Genomic DNA, 14,565 nt, shown 5'->3' with positions numbered 1-14,565 from the left:
GCGCCCAGCCATTGGGGGATGGCTGGGCGCGCGCGAACCGGTCTGGGACGGGGAGGGGTGGGGATGTGACCGGGTCGCGTAACTCCTTGTCTCGTTCTTAATCTCTGGCGCTGGCGGTGGAGACCGCCGGCTTGGTATCGCCCAGCGAGACCCAGACGTTGGGATCACTCTGCGACTGGCGCTTGACGAAGCGGTAGCCGGTTTCCGTCCAGGCAACGACGTTCTCGTTCTGATTGTCGAGAACGAACTCGCCCTTGTCGGTCTTCACCGTCAGCACCGCGTGTCCTTCGCCCTTCTTGTCGCGCACGACGGTGATCAGCAGGGCCTGGCGCGGCCATCCGGCATCGATCAGCATCTTGCGCTTCAACAACACGTAGTCTTCGCAGTCGCCGTAACCGTCGGTCGGCAGCGACCATTTCTCGATCACGCCCCAGTGCTCCTGGTCGGTCAAAGGCTTGACGGTCTCGTTGACCCAGCGATTGACCTTGACGAGGTCGCGCCATGCGGCCTGCGACATCACGATGTCGCGCGGCTGTGCCGGCGCGCCCTGGCACTGAGCGGTATTGTCCGCGCAGAACTCGACCCAGCCGATCGGCGCACGCGTGGTGTCACCGAGGCTCGCGTAGAGCAGACGGCTCTCGCCGGCCTGCGCTGCCGCGCTGATCCCGAAGAGCATGGCAGCCAGCGCCAGCCCTTTCCCCTGTCCCTTGAAGTCAAACATTGCGGCCCCCGTTTCTTGTTGGGACCACATTTCGCATGGAGCTTTTGAGTTGCCGCTAAGTCGACCAAGTCAAGTCGAGACGAATACAAGTAAAAGGCGCAGCGAATTCGATCTATACTTGAATCGAATTCTCATAAAATTTGAAACAACTGCAATTGATTCAAGTTTTATCGATTAACGCGGAAACGCTGGCGGAACCGCCATTTCAACCTGCAAACGGGCCGCGCGTTAACCGGCGCGAGGCCCATGATCACGCGCGAAAAAGGCGGCGTCCGCATTGCGGAGGCCGCCTTCAAGGCTGGAAATACAGGGGTTTTGGCGTCCCTGCGCTTTACCGCGCGGTAACGCTCTCTTCGAGTGTCTCGATCGGCTGCGCGTGGACGAACTCCAGCGCGAAGCCGTCTTCGAGGTTTCGGACCACGCGGCCCTGCACCCGGCCGAGCATGACGGTCGATTTCAGCGGCGGCCGGTTCTCCGCGGCAATGGCAGCACCGGACAAGGAAAGGTCGATGATGCGGCAGGTCATCTTGGTGCCGTCCTCGAGCGTCAGCACCGCGATCGGGTTGCGCGGCACGATACGGTCGTGGCGGCGGTCCTCCGGCAGATTGAGGATGTCGCGGTTGGCGAGCCAGGTCAGCTGCGCCGCGAGCTTGTCGCGCTTTCGGGGCGTCGCTCCGATCGTCATGGCAAAGCCATTGTCGATGATGCGGGTGATCTTGCCCTCGACGCGGCCGATATGGTCGAGATAGGCGACGACGCGGTCGCCGACATTGCCGATGCCGGGGGCGAGCAGCGCCAGGCCGCCCGGCGACATGTTGATCACCTGGCAGGGGAATTCGCGGCGGTCCGGCAGCATGTAGCGGCCGAGCAGGTGTACCTTCACCCGCTGGAAACGCCGACGCTCTTCGGCGGCCGGAAGAAATTTTTTGTTCGCCAACGCCATTTTCAACACCCGACCCCCCGCCCGGGCGGAGTCCGGGACGACCCTAAGGTGCATAGGGTTAATGCCGCGTTAGGATCGGGCGCGGCGGTAACGGACAGACACAATGCGTTCGAAAAGCCACACCGGGGGCTCAACCCGGCCTCGTCGCCCGCCGCCGCAGCAGGAGCAGCAGCGCCAGCAGCACCGCGGCGGACAGCCCGAGCGACCAGTGAATGCCGATCGCCGCGCCAAACAGCCCGACGGTGATGCCGCTGAACGCCCGCATCCCGAGCCCCGCCATATTATAAAGGCCGACGACGCGGCCGCGAATGTCGTGCGGGGCATTCACCTGCACCAGGGCCTGCGCCATGGTGTTGAACGACAGCTCGAAGAAGCCGGCGCAGAACAGCAGCAGGATCGCAACCGGATAGATCCGCACTGTGGCGAAGCCGAGCAGCGCCGCGCTCCAGAGCATGGCCAGCAGGATCGCGGTGCGCGGCGTGCCCTTGAGCCGTCCCCAGGATTCCAGCGCGATAGCGGCGAGCACCGCGCCGGCCGCATCGGCCGCGAGCAGCACGCTGTAGGAGACGCCGGGATCGCCATGACCGAGATCGCCGGCAAAGCCCGGCATCTGGGCGTGATAGGCGTTGCCGATCATGAAGGAGGTGAGGCCGGCGAGCCAGGTCATCGCCGTCAGGGTCGGCTGGGTGCCGATGGCGCGGATGGTCAGCACGATGTCGGCAAGGCCGCGCACGGCGAAGCGCCGCACCGCCACGCTGTTGTCGCGCACCGGCGCCCAGAACAGCCAGAGCAGCATCGGCAGATAGAACAGCGTGTTGAAGATGATGCCGTGCGAGGTGCCCAGCGTCAGCATGATGATTCCGCCGACGGCAGGCCCGACCAGGATGCCGAGATAGCGCGCCATCGCGTTCAGCCGCACCGCGCTCGGCAGGTCGGCGGGGCCGACGAGGTCGTAGAGCAGCAGCTGGTTCGGCGTCTGCCACAGCACGCCGGCGCAGCCATGGATCACCAGCAGCAGCATCGCGTGCCACATCTGGATCGTGTCGGTGATGAAGAAGAAGCCCCATCCGCTCGATGCCACGATGAACAGCAGCATGCCGCACTGGATGATGCGGCGCGGATCGAACCGGTCGGCAAGCCCGCCGACGGCGACCGAGAACAGCAGGAACGGCAGCCAGTGCGACAGCACGGCAAAGCCCGCCAGCGCCGGCGAATGGAATTTCTGGAACACCACCCAATAGCTGATCACATGCTCGATGTTGTCGGCCATCATCGCCAGCACATAGGCGATGAACTGCAGCCGATACGGCACCGACTTCATCGCCGCGAACGAGCCGGACGCAGCCACGGGATTTTGGGGGAGGGGGTTCAAGCGGGGCACCTGGGTGGATGCTTGCGGCCTTACACGGTCGAGGGTGAGGGCTCAAGACAATTGGATGTGTGGGCATCTGCCATGCACCGCCACCACGAACTCCGTCGTCATCCTGAGGTGCTCACCTTGCGATGCGTCCGCATCGCAAGGTGGGCCTCGAAGGATGGACCGCAAGGACCGCAACCCGTAGCCCATCCTTCGAGGCTCCCCGTGCGACGCTACGCGCCGCACGTCTCGCACCTCAGGATGACGGTAGAGTGTGTGGCGGCTGCCGTAGCCCGGATGAGCGCAGCGATATCCGGGGCCACTGATCCCGCATGTCGCTTCGCTCATGAGGGCTACGAATTCCTGCATCTTGGCACGCGCGCACATCTCACATACGCTTCATCTCAGCCCGCGCCAATCAATCATAACAGACGGGCATCGAGGAAATATCCATGGAATCCATTCGCGTCTGCACCCATGCAGGGCCGGGCTCAGAGCCAGTCATCCGCACCGTGCCGTGGCCGAAGGTCGGCCGCAAGGCCGCGCTGATCAAGGTGGGCGCATGCGGGGTCTGCGGCACCGATCTGCATATCCTCAAGGGACATTGGCCGAAGCCGCTGCCCTGGCCGTTCACGCTCGGGCACGAGCTCGGTGGAATCATCGTCGAGTGCGGCGAGGAGTTTACCGAGGACTTCATGAGCAAGCCGCTCAAGGTCGGATCAAAGGTGATGATCCCGCCGCTGATGCCCTGCGGCCATTGCTATTACTGCATCCATTATCCGCAGACCGCGAACAAATGCCTGACGCCGGTCTATTACGGCCGCTATCTCGGCTTCGACAAGGCACCGCACATGTGGGGCGGCTGGGCCGAATATGTCTATATCGATCTGGACATGCTGCCGGGCACCAAGATCTACAAGCTGCCCGACGACATGTCGCTGCGGTTAGGGGCGCTGTCCGAGCCGCTGACCTCCTGCATCCGCGCCTTCAACCGCGCCAGCCGCGCCGGTGGTTTTTCTTGGGGCGACACGGTGGTGATCCAGGGATCGGGCCCGATCGGCATTTTGGCGGTCGCTGCTGCGAAGGAGATGGGGGCAGGGCGCGTGATCTGCGTCGGTGCGCCCGAGGAGCCGCGGCTTAAGCTGGCGCGCGAGTTCGGCGCTGAGGCGACCGTGAACATCGAGGAGATCAAATCGCCGCAGGAGCGCATCGCGCGTGTGCGCGAGATCGTCGGCGGCTTCGGTGCTGATCTGGTGATGGACTGCTCGGGACACCCCACCGCAGGCCCCGAAGGCATCGAGATGCTGCGCGACGGCGGCACCTATGTCGAGATGGGCCAGTTCACCGATGCCGGCTCGATCGAGACCTCCTGGCACCGCATCTGCACCAAGGACCTCAACGTGCTGGGATCCTGGGGCTTCACCGCCAATGATCTCCCGCTCGGCGTCGACATGCTCTATCGCACGGCGGGCAAATATCCCTGGCTGAAGATGCAGACGATCTATCCGTTCACGGAGGAAGGCGTCGCGCAGGCGGTGAAGGACGCCATGGCGATGAAGACGGTGAAGTCGACCATCGTGCCGTGGCCGGAACTGGTGGACTAGAAGATGCCATCGATCCCGCACGATCTCGCGGCGTTCCTGGTCGAGGCCAAACGGCGCACCTATGCCGGCCTCGACGACGACGCGACGGTGGCCGCGCCGCTGCTCGCCGGCTCCAAGCAGCTCGAGCATCGCGCGCCGCCTTATGCCTATCGCGATATCTATTTCGGCATGGGATTTTTCGTCGGGCAGGAGACGGTGTCGAAGGACGACCGCGTCATCTGGTCGATGAGCTACGGTGGTGGCGCCGGTGCGGAGATCAGGGATCGGGAGACTTTCCTCGCGATCTACAAATTCCTGCGTCACGCGCTGCTGGGGGTGAACGTCGAGCAGCCATACCGCGGACCGCGCCGGTTCGAACAGGCGGGGATGGTCTACCGCAACGAGGTCGAAGGCGCGCTCGATCGTTTCCACGGCGTCGAGACGATTGCGCGGCAGGATGGCACGCGGTTGTATGAGCTGCGCTACAGTGGCGGTTTGCTGCGATAGTTTTGCGAGCTTGTAGCCCGGATGGAGCGCAGCGCAATCCGGGGACACCGGCCCCGCATTCCGCTTTGCTTCATGCGGGCTACGAGCCGGAATTTGAATAATGGCCACGATGACAAACGATCAAACACCCGACCCACGCCAGCGCCCACGCTCCGCCTTCAACGCCATCCGCGGGATCGACTACACCGTCATCTTCGTGCGCGACATGGCGGCGATGCGCCGCTTCTATGAGGACGTCCTTGCCTTTCCGCTGCTGCGCGAGCTGTCGCTGAACTGGATCGAGTACGGCTTGGGCGGCAACACGCTGGCGCTGGCGCGGCCGAGCCGGACCGCCGCCGATGCGCCGACGCCGCCGGGCAGTGCCTCGCTGCAACTGGCATTCAAGGTCTCCGCGGCCGAGGTCGATGCATGCGCCGACGAACTCGTTCGGCAGGGCGTTGCGCTGGTGTCGCCGCCGACCAACCAGTCGTTCGGGCATCGCACGCTGTTCTTCCGCGATCCCGACGGCAATCTCTTGGAGATCTATGCCGAGATCTAGGCCGTGTACTCATTAAGCAGCTGTGCTCCGCTCCGGGGTCTCGGCGTCAAAATGCGCGGTCGCAACCACAACCGGCCGCGGCGGTGGCCAGCGCAGCGGCCATCAAGGCCAGCGAGGGGCGTCTCCCCCTGCTAATCGCTATCAGCTTGCGCGGGGTTGCGCGCCGTGACGATCCACGTCGCGCCGTCGATCATCACCGACCGCTCGCCGGGGCAGTCCGCGAAGGCGGCACGAACCGCGGCCGAGGCGCAGGCGCGGATGTCGGGCTGATCAACAAGCGCGCGCGAACAGCGGGCCGACCTCGAACGTCATCTTCACCGCGTCGTCGATCGCCGCGTCCCGCGTCGCGCCCTCGCCAAACGGGACGGAAGCATCGAAGGGCGCGATAGCGATATCGTTAAAGCCGGCCCCCGTCAGGATGCGCGCCACCCGCCCCCGGTCGCCGAACGAGAATGGGCCGGGCGCTTCGGGATCGGGCAGCGCCGTCGGCGGGACGATGCCTTTGATCGCGCCCATCGGCAGGCGCGCCCAATCGTTCTCGGCCATGCCACGCCAGCAGACGAATGCGACCCGCCCGCCCGGCTTGAGCGCGCGGCGCATATGGGCGAACGCTCCTGTCGGATCGTCGAAGAACATCACCCCGAAACGCGAGAACAGGATGTCGAACGCCCCCTCGGGCAGCTCGGCGCTGCTCGCGTCGGCCGCCCGGAACAGGGCCGGCGTATCCTGTGGCGCGAGCGCGCGCGCTCGGGCGATCAGCGGTTCGGATATGTCCACGCCCAGCACTTGGCCCCCCGCGCCGACGCGGGCGGCCAGAGCCAGACTCGACGCGCCCGCGCCGCAGCCGACGTCCAGCACGCGCTCGCCCGTCGCGGGCGCGGCGGCTTCGATCGCGGCCTGGCCGAACACCTCCAGCCTAGCGTCGAGCCGGGCCTGGTGGACGACCCAGCGCTCCCCGCTTTGGCCCTTCCAGTTGGTGATCTGATCGGCATTGTGCTCTGCCATGACATATCCTTGTTCTGGTTCGTTCTTAACGAAGCTATCCGATGCCAAAGTCCATCGTCTCCAGCGAGCCCGCCTCCACTAGTGATAAGGCGCCGTGCGCTGATGGCGGCATCACACGAGTGATCCGCGTTAGCTCACGATTGGGCCAGCCGCAGCTTCATCCAAACCAGCACGAGCTTGGATAGCGAGGCTTCGTTCTGCAGCCTGCGAGTCGAAATATTCCTCAATCGAATAAACCTTGCCCCATCGCAACTTGAAGACGTGGACGCCCCTGTTCACATACGAGCTTTGGCCGTCAAGTAGCCTCGCGTTGGCCCGCCACTTGACGAACACTGTGGTATTCCATGGCCAACCCGTCACCTCGACCTGCTCAATATCTATATGAAGCTTCGGGAAACACGGCCCATGCGCTCGAACCACTGCTTCACCGATTGCTTTCCATGTCGCTCACCCCCCAACGCATGATTTCCGGCAACCCAGTGATACGCGTTTGGTGTTAGGCCCTTTGCAGCATCATCCCAACGCTGGTTGTTGACATGATCGAAGCTCCTGCGGATCTCTTTTTTGACAATTAGACTGTAGACCATTGATGCCACCTGTTGTTGGATAGCCGACGGCTCTGCAAGACGGATGGATACTTTCCAGATACTGAAAGCTGCTCCGGGTAACGCCGGCGATCCGTTGGGAAAGCTGGCCGACGGGCGGCCCCGCAGGCGGCAGCGGCGGAATAGTCAGAGCCAGCGGCGAACCTCGGCCTTGTAGTGGCGGTAATCGTCGCCGAACTTCGCTTCGAGATAGCGCTCCTCGCGGGCGATCACCTGCGTCTGGATCGCGATCAGCACCAACGGGAGCAAGGCGAAGGCGATCGGCCCGTCGAAGCCGATCGCAAGACCGGCATAGATAAGCGCCATTCCGAGATACATGGGATTGCGGGTCCACCGATAAGGGCCGGTCGTTGCGATCAGGGTCGTTGGCTGCGACGGCGGAACGTTGGTGCCCAACCGCCGGAACAGCCCCGCCGCCGCAAGCATCATCGCCGCGCCGGCAACGAACAGCAGCGCGCCGGTCGCGACCAGCAACCGCCCGTCGATGCCGAAAGAGCGCTGGGTGACGAACCGCTCCGCCGCCAGCCCCAACAGCAGCGCTCCCAGATAGACGAAGGGCGGAGGGAAGCGCACACCCGCGCTGTCCGGTTCGATCGCCATGCTCATCTCCAATCTGCGCTCTCAAACCACCATCGACTGCTGGGCGAAGATACCCGCCATCGCGCCCTGCGATGATGCCTGGGTGACCGAGGGCAAGAAGGGCGTGGTGAGGTCGCCGGCGGCGTAGATGCCGGGCGTGCTGGTTTGACGGCGTTCGTCGACCTTGAGGACGATGCCGGCGGGCGTAGCCACGGTGGCAAGGCCCAGTGCTTCATGCAGGCTTGCGGACGGCTTGTTGCGCGGATTGGCGAACAGGATGTCGACCGCGACATTGCGGCCGGTATCGAGATTGACGGTGGCGATATGGCCCTGGTGATGGGCGATCTCGACGATCCGGCCATTGACGACAGGTACGTTGCGGCGCGCCAGATCGGCCTGGATATCGGGCGGAATGTCGTGACCATCGGCGAAGAGCGTCAACTTGTCGGTCCAATCGTGGAACAGCCTGACCTGATTGTGCGACTGCGGGCTGGACCAGACGAGGCCCCAATGCTGGCCGGCGACTTCAAAGCCGTCGCAATAGGGGCATGGCACGATGGACGTGCCCCAGCTTTCGGCGTAGCCCGGAACATCAGGCATCTGGTCGGCGACGCCATAGCTCAGGATCAGACGACGCGCCGCAAGGCTTTCACCATCGCCAGTAAGGACAGAGAAATTGTCGATGGCGCCGGAGACGCTGTCGGCCCGGGCACTGACAAGCTTGATCGCGGGATAACGCGCCAACTGCCGCCGCGCCTCCGCCAGGATGTCCAGCGGCGGCTTGTGATCGTGGCCGAGCAGTCCATGCGAGTGGCCGGCGAAGCGGTTGCGTGGCAGACCGGTATCGAGAACGGTGACCTTGCGGCGGGCGCGGCCGAGCTGCAAGGCGCCGGCGAGACCGGCAAAGCTGCCGCCGATGATGATGACGTCATCCATGGTGATGGGCTCCTTGTTGTGGATGGAGGGAGACGAGTTGGGCTTGGCGGTGGCCTGAGCGCGGGCGAGGCCGATGGCGGAAAGCGCAGCCAACTTCAGCAGGGCTCATCGTTGCATCGAAGGAGTCACCCTAGCCTCTGGCTTGCACATTTCAGATACTTCATGGTATCTTAATTCAAGAATTAGGATACTGTCAAGTACTGGAATTGCCGTGACCGAAAACAGCCAGGGCCGGCGCGGCCGGCCCGTCAACGAGGCGCTTGGCCAAACCATCATCGACGCCGCGCGCGAGCTCTTCGTGGAGTTGGGTTTTCAAGCGACGACATTGGACAAGGTCGCCCAGCGAGCGAAGATATCCAAGCTCAGCATCTACAGGCACTTCGAGAACAAGGAGGCGCTGTTCGGCGCGGCCATGGCGGCCGGCTGCCATCAGTTGTTTGCACCACAGGCCCTTCTTGAAGGCGTCGACGGTTCGGTCGAAGATCAGCTCGTGGCGGTGGGATCATCACTGCTTCGCACGCTGTTGAGATCGGACGTCCGCAGCCTCGAAGCCATGGTCATGGCCGACAAGACGAGTCAAAACGCGTTAAGCAAGCTCCATTTCGAAGCCGGCCCCGCCCATGTCATCGCCGAAATCGAGGCCCTGTTGCGTCAGTTGCACGCGAAGGCGGTTCTGAACGTGCCCGATCCTCTCCGGTCCGCCCGCTTGTTCGCCGCGCTTTTCAAAGGATCCGATCTCCTGATGATCGCACGCTTCGATCAGGCGAAAGCAGAGGACGACAACGAAATCGATTCCTATTGCCGGTCGGCCGTCGCCATGTTCATCGCCGCGCACCGTGACAACGACCAAGTGGGCGGAGATTTGCCTGCCTCAAGGTCAAAGAACAAAATTTGAATCGTGCGTGACCTAGTCGGCCAGCAGGTCAAGGCAGGCAGCTTTCGTTCAGCTCGCCTCGATCAGGCTACGGAGTCCACGTCCTAGTCCAGTCACGGTGCCCGTCGCCTCAAAAGTTCCACCGGAAATCCTCGAGTTATTCACGCCGAGGTGAAACTTAGGTCCAGGTTGCGGCTTTCAGTTCCCAGGAGAGCGATCGTGAAGCGAATCCTGAAGCCCGTCACTTACGTGCTGGCTGCCATCTACTTCGTGGTGGACGCGGTCTTCATGGCCGTGGCGCGGCCAATAGCGCGCTGGATCGGACGGCATTTCGAATTCAGGCGATTGCGCGCCTGGATCAGGGGGCTACCGCCTTATCCTTCGCTCGCTTTATTCTCGGTGCCCGTCATCATTCTGGAGCCGGTCAAGCCCGTGGCGGCCTATCTCGCCGCGACCGGTCAGTTCGTCAGTAGCGTTGTGACCTTCATTGTCGGCGAGTTGCTCAAGCTGGTGTTGGTCGAGCGCCTCTTTCATCTCACGCGCGACAAGCTGATGCGAATTCCCGCCTTTGCCTGGGCTTACGGAAAATACGCCGCGGCAAAGGCGTGGCTGCAGGCGACCGAGGCCTGGCGCGCCATCCGAGCGCTGGCCCGCGCAATCAAGGACAGTGCTGCACACGCAAGAGCCAGGCTGGCCGGCCGCTTCAGCCGGCTGGCGGCCTCCAGGGATTAGGCCGCGCGCGCTGCCCTCTATGCAAGCTTGCGCGCTGCGGCGGTGGCCTTGTCGCCGGTGTTCGGCGTGCCGGTCGGCTCGATGAGCAGGAGATGAACCTCCTCGCGCGCCACCGGGCGATGTTCGACACCTTTGGGCACGACATAGAGCTCGCCGGGACCGAGCGTCACCGTGCGATCCCGCAATTCGATGTCCAGATTGCCCTTCAGGACCAGAAAGAAGTCGTCGGTATCGTCGTGCTTGTGCCAGGTGAACTCACCCTTCACCTTCACCACCATCACGTCGCAATCATTGAAGGTCGTGATGGTGCGCGGAGACCAGAGGTCCTCAAAGGTCGCGAGCTTGTCGGCGAGCGATATTTTGTCGGCCATGTTTCCCCCATGCTTCTCATGTGAGAAACGATTTGGTATCGGATGGCCGGTGCGGCAAGACCGTATCCATTGACCGATCGAGGTGGCGGTAAAAATCCTCCGCAACCTCTAAGCGCGGTTCTCTGCGCGAAGCCATGCATCATAGGCATGGTGATTTCCGGGCACTTGGCGTAAAGAGCGCCCAGATCAAATCAGCGTGCGGCCGGGCCGTTTGCCGCGCATGCAGCTCAGGCCCCTCGGCTCACCGTTTGCGCGCCTGAATTAACCAAGGTTCTCCATCCCGTGTCTTTTCCGGCCCTGACCCCGCCGCTCGCCCGCGCTTTGGCCGAGCGGAACTACGATTCGCCGACCCCCGTTCAGCTCGCCGTGCTCGCGGACGAAGCCGCCGGCCGTGACCTCCTGGTTTCCGCCCAGACCGGCTCCGGCAAGACCCTCGCTTATGGCCTTGCCATGGCCAAGGATCTGCTTGGCAATGCCGAGCGGTTCGAGCGGGCGGCCGCACCGCTCGCCTTGATCGTGGCGCCGACCCGCGAGCTCGCGATGCAGGTTCAGCGTGAGCTCGCCTGGATCTACCAGCATGCGGAGACGCGCGTCGTCTCCTGCGTCGGCGGCATGGATCCGCGCCGCGAGCAGCGCGAGCTTGCCGCGGGCGCTCACATCGTCGTCGGTACGCCCGGCCGGTTGTGCGACCACTTGCGCCGCGGCCGTCTCGACATCTCGGAATTGAAAGCGGTCGTCCTCGACGAGGCGGACGAGATGCTCAATCTCGGCTTTCGCGAGGACATGGAGTTCATCCTCGAGACCACGCCGGAGACGCGCCGCACCCTGCTGTTCTCGGCGACCTTTCCGCGCGGCATCGTCGCGCTCGCCAAGCAATACCAGCAGCAGGCGTTCCGGATCGAAGTCGCCGGCGACGAAGGCGGTCATGCCGATATCGAGTACCGCGCCATCCGGATCGCGCCCGCCGACGCCGAGCATGCGGTCGTCAACGTGCTGCGCTTCTACGAGGCGCCGAGCGCGCTGGTGTTTTGCAGCACGCGCGATCACGTCAGGCATTTGCAGGCGGCGCTCCTGGAGCGCGGCTTCTCCGTGGTCGCTCTGTCGGGCGAATTGACGCAGAACGAACGGACCATGGCGTTGCAGTCGCTGCGTGACGGCCGCGCGCGCGTTTGCGTCGCGACCGACGTTGCCGCCCGCGGCATCGACCTGCCGAGCCTCGACCTCGTCATTCATGCCGACCTGCCCAACGATGCCGAGGTGATGCAGCACCGCTCGGGCCGCACCGGGCGCGCCGGACGCAAGGGGACCAGCGTCCTGCTGGTGCCGCCCGCCCGTCGGCGGCGCGCGGAGCTGCTGCTCAATCTCGCAGGGGTCGACGCGGACTGGGGCACGGCGCCGCAGGCGGACGAAATCCGCAAGCTCGACCACGAGCGCATGAAGGACGTGCTGTTCACCGAGGAGACGACGGCGGACGATCTGGTGCTGGCCCAGGCGCTGCTGGCCGAGCGGTCGGCCGAGGATATCGCAGCAGCCTTGGCGCGGCTTTATCGCGCGCGGCTGCCGTCGCCCGAGGACATCCTCGATCCCGGCGAGCGCAGCGGCCGGCCGCGCGATGATCGCGGTCGGAACAATGTTCGCACGCCGCGCGACGATAGCCGCACCTCACGCGGCGATGATCGCCCTGCGGGGCCGCGATCGAAATCAGGCAAATCCTCGCCGCGTCACGGCATGGGAGAGGCCAGCGTCTGGTTCCGCGCCAACATCGGACGACGCAAGAATGCGGAAGCGCGCTGGCTGCTGCCGATGATCTGCCGTCGTGGCGGCATCGACAAGGGCGATATTGGCGCCATCAAGATCATGGACACCACGACCGAGTTCGAGATTTCGGAGCGGGTCGCGGAGTCCTTCGCGGTCAAGATCAAGCGTCCGGACAAGGAAGACAATATCCGCCTTGAGCCGATGGCGGGCGCGCCGCAGCAACAGGCGCCTGCGGAAGAGCGGTCACACCCGCCCCGGCGCGAGAGCCGCGACAGCGATCATCGTGAGCGTCGCGACGATCGTCCGCGCGACAAGAGTGAGTTCAAGCCGCGCAGCAAGCCTCAAGGCGAGCGTGGGCCGAAATTCGACGATGCTCCGTCCTTCGGCAAGAAGAAGCACAAGAACAAGCCGGGTCACGCCGAGCCGTCGGTCACGCCGTGGCCCGCGAAGGGCGCGCCTGGAAAGAAGCCGAAGAAGAAAAAGCATCGCGGCTGAACCGGCACCGTTCGGCCCAGACGACAATGATGCCGCCGGGTTGCACCGGCGGCATCATCTGAAAAGTCGGGTGTGAGTTCAGCGGCCGCCGCCACCACCACCGCCGCCTCCGCCGCCACCACCTCCGCCACCGCCGGCATCGCGCATCGACGAGCTGTAGCGCGGGTCAGTCTGCTTCATGTAGGTCGGCGAGGTATCGTTGGCGAGGCGAGCGACGGGGCGACGTGCGCGGCCCGGGGTCGTCGACTCCGCAACGATGCCACAGCTTTCGAAGAAGCCGAACTGGCAACCATCGGTTCGGTGTGGCGCCGCGTTGGCGCTGGTCGCGGCGAACGCGCTCGCCGCAACGCATGTAATCAAAGCAATCTTCGACAATGTGAGCTTCATGGATCTTCTCCAGCCTCGGTTCGGCGAGACCGGAACGGCTCGCACACACCTTCGACGGAGCGCCACCTGACCCGGTTCGAGGGCGCGGCTTCACGCCCGCGTGAGCCGGGCTGGCCGGCGACGGACATTACGCCGCGGTAAGGTCGCGCAGCATGTACGTCGAGCCTTCGCCATAGGATGCCAGCTTTGCGCGCAGTGCCGCGTCCGCCGTGACGGGCCGAAAGCCGAGACGTTGCCACAGCGGCCGCGTGGCATAGACCGAGACCAGTGCGAGCGTTGCGATGCCTGACACACGCGCCAGCTGCTCGACATCGGCAACATAGGGGCGCACGACGCCGCCGCGAAAATCGGGCAGCACCGCGACGTCGTGGACGTAGAGGCAATCCGCATCGTCAGGCAGTCGTGCGAGCAAGCCGTCGAGCGGCGGGATCCGGTGTTGCTTCCAGGGATGCGAAAGTCCGTAGCCGGCGATCTCGTCGCCCGTGATCAGCACGCGGCATCCCTCGGGATAGAGCCGCATCTTCTCCGCGAGTACCTCGGGGCTCTCAGGGAGAGCAGGATGAATCCGCGCCGCGATCGCGCTGATCGCGGGCAGGTCGGATGCGTGCGCGGGACGCCAATGCGGCTTGCTCATGTCTTTCCGTCGTTCCGTCTCGGTCGATCCAGTTTATTCCGCAGCATCGGCGCGCGCAGCGAAAAATATCTTTGCCGCCATCTCAGGAATACGACGCCTCCCGCGGCGTCCTACCCATGCAAGCCAATTGCATGACAGGAGATATCATGACGTCCTCGATCCGCCTCGCGCTGACGCTGGCACTCTCGCTCGCGATCGTTCCCGCTGCCTTCGCCGCACCGCCGACCAAGACCGGCAAGTCCGACAAGGGCAACGTGCTCACCGATGCCAAGGGCATGACGCTCTACACCTTCGACAAGGACGCGGACGGCAAGTCCGCCTGCAACGGTCCATGCGCGACGAACTGGCCGGTGCTGAAGGCCGAGGCGAGCGATGCAGCGGGCGATGGCTACACCATCATCACCCGCGACGACGGCTCGAAGCAGTGGGCCTACAAGGGCAAGCCGCTCTACACCTTCGCCAAGGACCAGAAGCCCGGCGACGTCACCGGCGACGGCTTCTTGAACGGCGCCTGGCACCTGGCGACGCCGTAACGGCGCA

15 protein-coding genes and 1 pseudogene are annotated in these 14,565 nt (G+C 64.3%); 7 read left to right on the top strand and 9 right to left on the bottom strand.

Annotated elements, in window-relative coordinates:
* Nucleotides 1–97: 97 nt before the first annotated feature.
* From RAD04_RS31300 to RAD04_RS31290, 3 genes are all read right to left on the bottom strand, one after another.
* Nucleotides 98–721 carry a transglutaminase-like cysteine peptidase gene (locus RAD04_RS31300; protein WP_461617946.1) on the bottom strand — a complete coding sequence of 208 codons (624 nt, stop codon included), beginning with the start codon at nt 719–721 and terminating at the stop codon, nt 98–100.
* Nucleotides 722–1,052: 331 nt separating this feature from the next.
* Nucleotides 1,053–1,664, bottom strand: a complete 612-nt coding sequence (locus RAD04_RS31295) for a PilZ domain-containing protein (protein WP_026202686.1) — start codon at nt 1,662–1,664, stop codon at nt 1,053–1,055.
* Between the two features lie 130 nt (nt 1,665–1,794).
* Entirely contained in the window at nt 1,795–3,036 is a 1,242-nt protein-coding gene (locus tag RAD04_RS31290) for an MFS transporter (RefSeq protein ID WP_461626873.1), read from the bottom strand.
* Between the two features lie 437 nt (nt 3,037–3,473).
* Between RAD04_RS31290 and RAD04_RS31285 the strand changes: the two genes are divergently transcribed.
* The 3 genes from RAD04_RS31285 (at nt 3,474) to RAD04_RS31275 (ending at nt 5,649) form a co-directional block, all read left to right on the top strand.
* Nucleotides 3,474–4,625, top strand: coding sequence for a zinc-binding dehydrogenase (locus RAD04_RS31285; protein ID WP_461626872.1), 1,152 nt, complete (start codon nt 3,474–3,476; stop codon nt 4,623–4,625).
* 3 nt (nt 4,626–4,628) lie between these two features.
* Complete coding sequence (locus RAD04_RS31280) at nt 4,629–5,111, top strand: DUF5680 domain-containing protein (RefSeq protein ID WP_461626871.1); 483 nt, start codon at nt 4,629–4,631, stop codon at nt 5,109–5,111.
* A 109-nt stretch (nt 5,112–5,220) separates the two neighbouring features.
* A complete protein-coding gene (locus tag RAD04_RS31275; protein ID WP_461626930.1) occupies nt 5,221–5,649 on the top strand; it encodes a VOC family protein in 429 nt (142 codons plus the stop codon).
* 131 nt (nt 5,650–5,780) lie between these two features.
* Here the strand turns inward: RAD04_RS31275 and RAD04_RS31270 are convergent.
* The 3 genes and pseudogenes from RAD04_RS31270 to RAD04_RS31260 form a co-directional block, all read right to left on the bottom strand.
* Nucleotides 5,781–6,654: pseudogene (locus RAD04_RS31270) on the bottom strand (class I SAM-dependent methyltransferase).
* A gap of 731 nt (nt 6,655–7,385) precedes the next feature.
* Complete coding sequence (locus tag RAD04_RS31265) at nt 7,386–7,859, bottom strand: methyltransferase family protein (RefSeq protein WP_461626870.1); 474 nt, start codon at nt 7,857–7,859, stop codon at nt 7,386–7,388.
* Nucleotides 7,860–7,880: 21 nt separating this feature from the next.
* Nucleotides 7,881–8,774, bottom strand: coding sequence for an NAD(P)/FAD-dependent oxidoreductase (locus RAD04_RS31260; RefSeq protein WP_461626929.1), 894 nt, complete (start codon nt 8,772–8,774; stop codon nt 7,881–7,883).
* 211 nt (nt 8,775–8,985) lie between these two features.
* Between RAD04_RS31260 and RAD04_RS31255 the strand changes: the two genes are divergently transcribed.
* Entirely contained in the window at nt 8,986–9,669 is a 684-nt protein-coding gene (locus RAD04_RS31255; RefSeq protein ID WP_461626869.1) for a TetR/AcrR family transcriptional regulator, read from the top strand.
* Nucleotides 9,670–9,867: 198 nt separating this feature from the next.
* Nucleotides 9,868–10,380, top strand: coding sequence for a hypothetical protein (locus RAD04_RS31250; RefSeq protein ID WP_461626868.1), 513 nt, complete (start codon nt 9,868–9,870; stop codon nt 10,378–10,380).
* A 17-nt stretch (nt 10,381–10,397) separates the two neighbouring features.
* Here the strand turns inward: RAD04_RS31250 and RAD04_RS31245 are convergent, their stop codons facing one another.
* The gene (locus RAD04_RS31245) at nt 10,398–10,751 is read right to left on the bottom strand and encodes a cupin domain-containing protein (protein ID WP_104465839.1); all 354 of its coding nucleotides are present in this window, start codon (nt 10,749–10,751) and stop codon (nt 10,398–10,400) included.
* Between the two features lie 282 nt (nt 10,752–11,033).
* Here RAD04_RS31245 and RAD04_RS31240 point away from each other — a divergent pair, with 282 nt between their 5' ends.
* Entirely contained in the window at nt 11,034–13,004 is a 1,971-nt protein-coding gene (locus RAD04_RS31240; RefSeq protein ID WP_461626867.1) for a DEAD/DEAH box helicase, read from the top strand.
* 78 nt (nt 13,005–13,082) lie between these two features.
* Here the strand turns inward: RAD04_RS31240 and RAD04_RS31235 are convergent, their stop codons facing one another.
* Entirely contained in the window at nt 13,083–13,391 is a 309-nt protein-coding gene (locus tag RAD04_RS31235) for a hypothetical protein (protein WP_461626866.1), read from the bottom strand.
* Nucleotides 13,392–13,518: 127 nt separating this feature from the next.
* The gene (locus RAD04_RS31230; RefSeq protein ID WP_461626865.1) at nt 13,519–14,025 is read right to left on the bottom strand and encodes a GNAT family N-acetyltransferase; all 507 of its coding nucleotides are present in this window, start codon (nt 14,023–14,025) and stop codon (nt 13,519–13,521) included.
* 146 nt (nt 14,026–14,171) lie between these two features.
* On the opposite strand from RAD04_RS31230, the gene RAD04_RS31225 reads away from it, so the two are divergent.
* Nucleotides 14,172–14,558 carry a COG4315 family predicted lipoprotein gene (locus RAD04_RS31225; RefSeq protein ID WP_461626864.1) on the top strand — a complete coding sequence of 129 codons (387 nt, stop codon included), beginning with the start codon at nt 14,172–14,174 and terminating at the stop codon, nt 14,556–14,558.
* Nucleotides 14,559–14,565 lie beyond the last annotated feature (7 nt).

The organism is Bradyrhizobium sp. 25ACV, from assembly GCF_054863005.1.
Note: the sequence above shows the minus strand (reverse complement) of the source record. Positions and strands in the feature narration are given on the sequence as shown.

Excerpts from the sequence above, each read along its gene's own strand:
- RAD04_RS31300 (WP_461617946.1), bottom strand. The coding sequence starts at position 721 with ATGTTTGACTTCAAGGGACAGGGGAAAGGGCTGGCGCTGGCTGCCATG.
- RAD04_RS31295 (WP_026202686.1), bottom strand. The coding sequence starts at position 1,664 with ATGGCGTTGGCGAACAAAAAATTTCTTCCGGCCGCCGAAGAGCGTCGG.
- RAD04_RS31285 (WP_461626872.1), top strand. The coding sequence starts at position 3,474 with ATGGAATCCATTCGCGTCTGCACCCATGCAGGGCCGGGCTCAGAGCCA.
- RAD04_RS31280 (WP_461626871.1), top strand. The coding sequence starts at position 4,629 with ATGCCATCGATCCCGCACGATCTCGCGGCGTTCCTGGTCGAGGCCAAA.
- RAD04_RS31275 (WP_461626930.1), top strand. The coding sequence starts at position 5,221 with ATGACAAACGATCAAACACCCGACCCACGCCAGCGCCCACGCTCCGCC.
- RAD04_RS31265 (WP_461626870.1), bottom strand. The coding sequence starts at position 7,859 with ATGGCGATCGAACCGGACAGCGCGGGTGTGCGCTTCCCTCCGCCCTTC.
- RAD04_RS31260 (WP_461626929.1), bottom strand. The coding sequence starts at position 8,774 with ATGGATGACGTCATCATCATCGGCGGCAGCTTTGCCGGTCTCGCCGGC.
- RAD04_RS31245 (WP_104465839.1), bottom strand. The coding sequence starts at position 10,751 with ATGGCCGACAAAATATCGCTCGCCGACAAGCTCGCGACCTTTGAGGAC.
- RAD04_RS31235 (WP_461626866.1), bottom strand. The coding sequence starts at position 13,391 with ATGAAGCTCACATTGTCGAAGATTGCTTTGATTACATGCGTTGCGGCG.
- RAD04_RS31230 (WP_461626865.1), bottom strand. The coding sequence starts at position 14,025 with ATGAGCAAGCCGCATTGGCGTCCCGCGCACGCATCCGACCTGCCCGCG.
- RAD04_RS31225 (WP_461626864.1), top strand. The coding sequence starts at position 14,172 with ATGACGTCCTCGATCCGCCTCGCGCTGACGCTGGCACTCTCGCTCGCG.